The following is a 4,653-nucleotide window of genomic DNA, read 5'->3' as shown; positions in this document are numbered from 1 at the left end:
AACTGCTACGCGCCTTCAGTTAGGCGGACGCGCCTCGCGTGCCGCGGGGTCGCGGCGAGTGGTCGAGAATCCCGTCTGCGCCGGGCCTGGTCTTGCTTGGGTTCAGGTGGTCAGCGCAACGCCCATTGAGGTGTTCAGGGTATCGGTTGGAGTGTTCCATCCGAGGGTCTTTCGTATGCGGTCGTTGAGGTTGTCCTGGGCGTAGCGGATCTCATCGTCGGTGACCTGGGCGAAGTCGGTTCCTTTGGGGAAGAAGTCGCGGATGAGGCCGTTGGTGTTCTCGTTCGAGCCGCGTTGCCAGGGCGAGTACGGGTCGCAGAAGTAGACCTTGGTGTCGGTGGCCATGGTGAACGTGGCGTGCTCGCTCATCTCGCTGCCGCGGTCCCAGGTCATCGTGCGGCGCAGCTGCTCGGGCAGGTCCTTGATCATCTCTACGAGCGCATCTGCCACGGTGTGTCCATCGTGGCGCTCAGGCAGGCGCCGGATCAGCACGAACCGACTGGTGCGCTCGACGAGGGTGATCAGGGCGGTCCGGTTGGCCTTGCCCAGCACGAGGTCGCCTTCCCAGTGCCCGGGCACTGCCCGGTCGTCGACCTCCGCCGGTCGGGCGGAGATCTTCGCGTCCTCGCCGATCCAGGAGCGGCGGCCACGGCAGGGAAGCTTTGAGTTCGGCCGGCGGCCGGTCCGGCCCGTGCGCAGCGCTTTCTCCACGGTCAGCTCGTGACGTAGCGCCCCTTTGCCCTGCACGTACAGAGCTTGGTAGATCGTTTCGTGGCTGACGTTCATGTCTTCATCATCCGGGAACAACAGCTTCATTCGGGCACTGATCTGCTCCGGAGAGTCCCGGCGATTCAAGCACCCGACGACCTGCTGGCGAAGCACTGTGCCCTCGGCGAGCTTGGACGCCTTCGGACGGCAGGCCATCTGTGCGGCGCGCTGCTGGGCCTGCTGGGGCAGGTAGGAGTCCCCGCCCCCGTTGCGGGTGATCTCCCGACCGATGGTGGCGCGATGGACCCCTAGAACCCGAGCGATCGCCGCGTTCGACTCGCCCTTAAGCAGCAGGTGGAAAACCACCCCCCGCCCGTAGGAGGTGAGCTGACCGCGGGCATCGACATAACCGCACTGATCGGGGTTGTCCAAGGTGGGATCCACACCGCACAGTCTGTCCAGCAGTTCCCGCGCTCGATCCTGAGACTCGCTGGTCAACGCCGCATTCGGCCCCATCGAACTAACCAGCCCCTGAGCGTTAGTCCACAACTTCAGCCACGTCCGCGAGACCCCCGCCTCACGGGCGACCTGCGACTTGTTCTTGCCCTCCAGCAGCAACCTCACGCACCTGGCATGCACCAACACCGACAACGTCACAACACGACCTCCACCGATCCGTGTTGCACTGACCACTTGAAACCGCCCTGGGGAAACGTGAATGGGTGCGACCACTCGGCGGGCGAGGGGGCAGGGAGTCGGCCGTGCTCCGTGCGGTCTGCTGGAGTTGCTCACCGGACAGGGTCATGCGCGCCTCCTGGTCGGGTGGCCGCCCCCGCGCCCGCGGTCAGAAGGTGAAGCCGGGCGCGACCGAGCCCAGGAGCGGGAGGTAGACGTTCTCGGACAGGGAGCCCGCGAGCCCGCCCGAACCCACGGCGGCCAACATCATGTTGATGACGCCCCCCACTCCGATGATCGCGCTTCCGGCGACGTCTCCGATCGAGTCCATGATGAGTACCCTCCCTCGTGCTGCCCCGGGTCGGTGCAGCGAAGCTTGCGCCCCACGCTAGGACCCGGGGCCAAGGGCGTCAACGATTCTCGAACACTGCAGGGGTCCGTTCCCTGGGTACTCGGTCAGGACGCCGCCCGGTTCACGCTGCCGGCACCGCCTCGCGGAGTAGCCGGGCCGCGTCGTCGTCGTCGTCGACATGCAGCCGCACCTCGCTGACCTCCCGCGCCCTGGGCCTACCCCACGGCATCCCCGGCTCCGCCGCGTCGACCGGCCGCGCGAGAATCACGGTCAGGCTGGTCCCGTCCGGTCCGGGGAGGGCGAGGATGTCGCGGTCGCCGTCGGTGTCGACCGCCGCGGAGGTGGGGGAGAGTCTGCGATCCCGACGCACCTCGGTCACGTCGGAGAGCGGCACCCGGGCGCAGACGTGCGGCCCGCTGCGGAGTACGAGTTCGCCGCCGACGATCAGGTGCGGCCGCACGATCCGCCCGGCGAGCAGCCCCAGGATCATGAGCAGCGCGTAGACCCCGAGGAGGTCGAGGATCAGCCGGACGGTGGGCCACGGGAGGAGCAGATGGACGGCCACCAGCTCGATCCCCGCCGCGATCGAGAGCGCTATCGGGATGCCGAGCGTGCCGCGGGAGTAGCCGATCGCCACGGCGCCGGTGGGCACGTCCGGTCGCCGTGCGATCCAGCGGCCGAGGGAGGCGAACGTGCGGGCCTCGGCGGCCATCATCCCCAGGTAGGGGTCGTCGGCGGCGAGCGCGCGCAGGGCGTCTCGCCGCGCTCCGGAACGGCGGCGGTGGTCGCGGTACCGGCGGACGTATCCGGCCACCGCGACCGACCCGAGCGGGACCTCCACGGCCAGGAACAGTGCGAGCGCCACCGCGGGTGTGATCGTGCCGGTCGCGAGGAGAACCGCATCGATGACGACGACGACAACCGCCACCGCCGGCAACAGCCTGCCCATCACGACAGCACGCCCAGGACGGTGAGCGTGCGGCGCAGTACCTCGCGCTGGGCGGGGTCGGGAAGGAGCTGGTCGAGCGTGGGTCCGGTTCGGTCGGCGGGCCGGTTCGGTTCGCCGGGTGCTGTCGGGGAGTCGGCCGTGGCCGGCGGGCCGGCGACGAGCGCCCGCAGGTCGGCGTCGCTCAGGAGGGCGTCGACGAGCCGGGTGATCTCGGGCTCCACGTCGGCTGGTCGACGCCCCTCGATGCGCTGGAAGCCGGCGAGCATGTCGAGGTAGGCGCGGCGCCGGCCGGCGTCGGCGCCGATGGCCACGTAGCTCGCGGTTAGTGCATCGGGGAAGGCCCCGCTGAGGCCGACCAGGTCGAGTAGATCGCGTTCGCGGTCGAGCAGGGCGGCCAGCTTGGGGTCGCCGTCGGCTTCGGCGCGGCATGTCTCGAGGGCGCGGGCCACGGGCTCGGGCAGTAGCCCGGGCGGCAACCCGGCGGCGGCCCGCTGGGCGATCACGTCCAGTCGGTCCCGCTGCTGGGTGAGCTGCGCGATCTGCTCGTCGATCCCGTCGCGGATGGCGGCGAGGTCGGCGGCGGGGCCGTGCGGTGCCGGATCGGGTCCGTCGCTGTCGCTGAGGCTGCCGCCGCCCCCGCCGGTCTCCGCCTCGAGGAGCGCGGCGACTTCGCGCAGTGGCACGCCGGAGCTGGACAGGAATGCGATCCGGGCGATGCGGGCCAGGTCGGCCACGCCGTACTCGCGGTACCCGCCGGTCGTGCGCCCGGGCTCGGCCAGGACGCCCACACGGTGGTAGTGCCGGATGATGCGTGCGCTGATCCCGACGATCTGGGCGACCTCACCGATTCTCATGCCCTGATCATGAACCTTGACACTGTGACAAGGTCAAGGGACAAGGACCTACACGGGTGCTCACGGGCGTCTAGCCAAAGGCGCATGGTTGGCATATTCTGCCAATGGGGTGATGAGAATGCCGACGCGAAATGTGGTTCTAGGACAGCGGCAGCACGAACTCGTCGATGCCCTGGTGGCATCGGGGCGCTATCAGAACGCGAGCGAGGTCTTGCGGGAAGGGCTTCGGCTGTTGGAACAGCGTGAGGCGGAGGACGCGGCAAGACTCGCCGCGCTACGTTCTGCCGCCGATCGAGGTTGGGCCGATGTTGCAGCGGGTCACTACGTAGACATTGACGATGCGGACCTGGACGACGTCATCGCCGACATCGGCGCCCGAGCTGTGGCTGACGGTCGGTCAGCTGGCTGATGGCGGAGGTCCGTCTCACTCACAGCGCGCGGGACGATATCGCAGCGGTTCTCGCGTGGTCGTACCAGCAGTTCGGTGAACAAGCTCGGCAGCGTTATCAAGTGCTGATCGTCGCTGCAATAAGGGACGTTGCAGCTGCTTCCGATGATCCCCGCCTGCTCGAGCGCCCTGAGCTCGGGGAGCGGGTCGTTACGTGGCACCTGTCGAACAGCCGATTCCGGTCGACCGGTGGACGTGTCAGTCGCCCGCGACATTTTCTGGTTTGCCGATTTGACGGGGGTGTACTTGTCATCGGCCGAGTACTTCACGACGCGATGGACGTCGGCCGCCACATCGATCCGGGCAAAGACTGGAGTTGAGTCAGAACGCCTGGCGGTCTCGGGAGTGGGCCAAGTCGGCGGGGCGCTGACTGAGGCGAGAGGTACGCGCTCGGAATGCATCAATCTGGGCGCGTAAGTGGGCCAGAAATGCGCAGAGAGGGTGCGCAAGTCGAAGGGGCGTGGGGCGGGGCCCCGGGCGCGCAAGTGGGAGGGGCGGGCGAGAGGGTCGAGGCCCGCCCCGGCGCAGCCTCGGCGCGACCGGCGGGGCGACGTGGAACAATGGCCCCCGGTGCCGCCGCCGGAGCGTGGTGCCAGCCCACAAGGCCGTTACCCAAGTCTTCCCAAGAAGTACAGATGGCGCTTATCGAGCAGGTCGGAGCCCGGGA

6 protein-coding genes are annotated in these 4,653 nt (G+C 68.6%); 2 read left to right on the top strand and 4 right to left on the bottom strand.

The features are described 5' to 3' along the window. Window positions 1–102: 102 nt before the first annotated feature. From ACWIE7_RS18315 to ACWIE7_RS18300, 4 genes are all read right to left on the bottom strand, one after another. Window positions 103–1,332 carry an IS30 family transposase gene (locus ACWIE7_RS18315; RefSeq protein WP_454070208.1) on the bottom strand — a complete coding sequence of 410 codons (1,230 nt, stop codon included), beginning with the start codon at window positions 1,330–1,332 and terminating at the stop codon, window positions 103–105. 220 nt (window positions 1,333–1,552) lie between these two features. Then, on the bottom strand, window positions 1,553–1,714 hold the full coding sequence (locus ACWIE7_RS18310; RefSeq protein WP_230929985.1) for a hypothetical protein: 162 nt from the start codon (window positions 1,712–1,714) through the stop codon (window positions 1,553–1,555). A 142-nt stretch (window positions 1,715–1,856) separates the two neighbouring features. After that, complete coding sequence (locus tag ACWIE7_RS18305; RefSeq protein ID WP_454070207.1) at window positions 1,857–2,684, bottom strand: hypothetical protein; 828 nt, start codon at window positions 2,682–2,684, stop codon at window positions 1,857–1,859. Further along, complete coding sequence (locus ACWIE7_RS18300; RefSeq protein WP_454070206.1) at window positions 2,684–3,538, bottom strand: MerR family transcriptional regulator; 855 nt, start codon at window positions 3,536–3,538, stop codon at window positions 2,684–2,686. The genes ACWIE7_RS18305 and ACWIE7_RS18300 overlap by 1 nt, the downstream gene beginning before the upstream one ends. Window positions 3,539–3,626: 88 nt before the next feature. On the opposite strand from ACWIE7_RS18300, the gene ACWIE7_RS18295 reads away from it, so the two are divergent. Both ACWIE7_RS18295 and ACWIE7_RS18290 read left to right on the top strand, forming a co-directional pair. Next, on the top strand, window positions 3,627–3,947 hold the full coding sequence (locus ACWIE7_RS18295) for a type II toxin-antitoxin system ParD family antitoxin (RefSeq protein ID WP_454070205.1): 321 nt from the start codon (window positions 3,627–3,629) through the stop codon (window positions 3,945–3,947). Beyond that, the gene (locus ACWIE7_RS18290; protein ID WP_454070204.1) at window positions 3,947–4,306 is read left to right on the top strand and encodes a type II toxin-antitoxin system RelE/ParE family toxin; all 360 of its coding nucleotides are present in this window, start codon (window positions 3,947–3,949) and stop codon (window positions 4,304–4,306) included. The genes ACWIE7_RS18295 and ACWIE7_RS18290 overlap by 1 nt, the downstream gene beginning before the upstream one ends. The last annotated feature ends 347 nt before the right edge of the window (window positions 4,307–4,653 follow it).

It is taken from the genome of Dietzia sp. NPDC055343, assembly GCF_053645265.1.
The sequence above is the reverse complement of the archived record's forward strand: the minus strand, read 5'-3'. Positions and strand labels throughout refer to the sequence as shown.

Bases quoted from the DNA above. Each gene is read 5' to 3' on its own strand.
- ACWIE7_RS18310 (WP_230929985.1), bottom strand. From the start codon at position 1,714: ATGGACTCGATCGGAGACGTCGCCGGAAGCGCGATCATCGGAGTGGGG.
- ACWIE7_RS18305 (WP_454070207.1), bottom strand. From the start codon at position 2,684: ATGGGCAGGCTGTTGCCGGCGGTGGCGGTTGTCGTCGTCGTCATCGAT.
- ACWIE7_RS18300 (WP_454070206.1), bottom strand. From the start codon at position 3,538: ATGAGAATCGGTGAGGTCGCCCAGATCGTCGGGATCAGCGCACGCATC.
- ACWIE7_RS18290 (WP_454070204.1), top strand. From the start codon at position 3,947: ATGGCGGAGGTCCGTCTCACTCACAGCGCGCGGGACGATATCGCAGCG.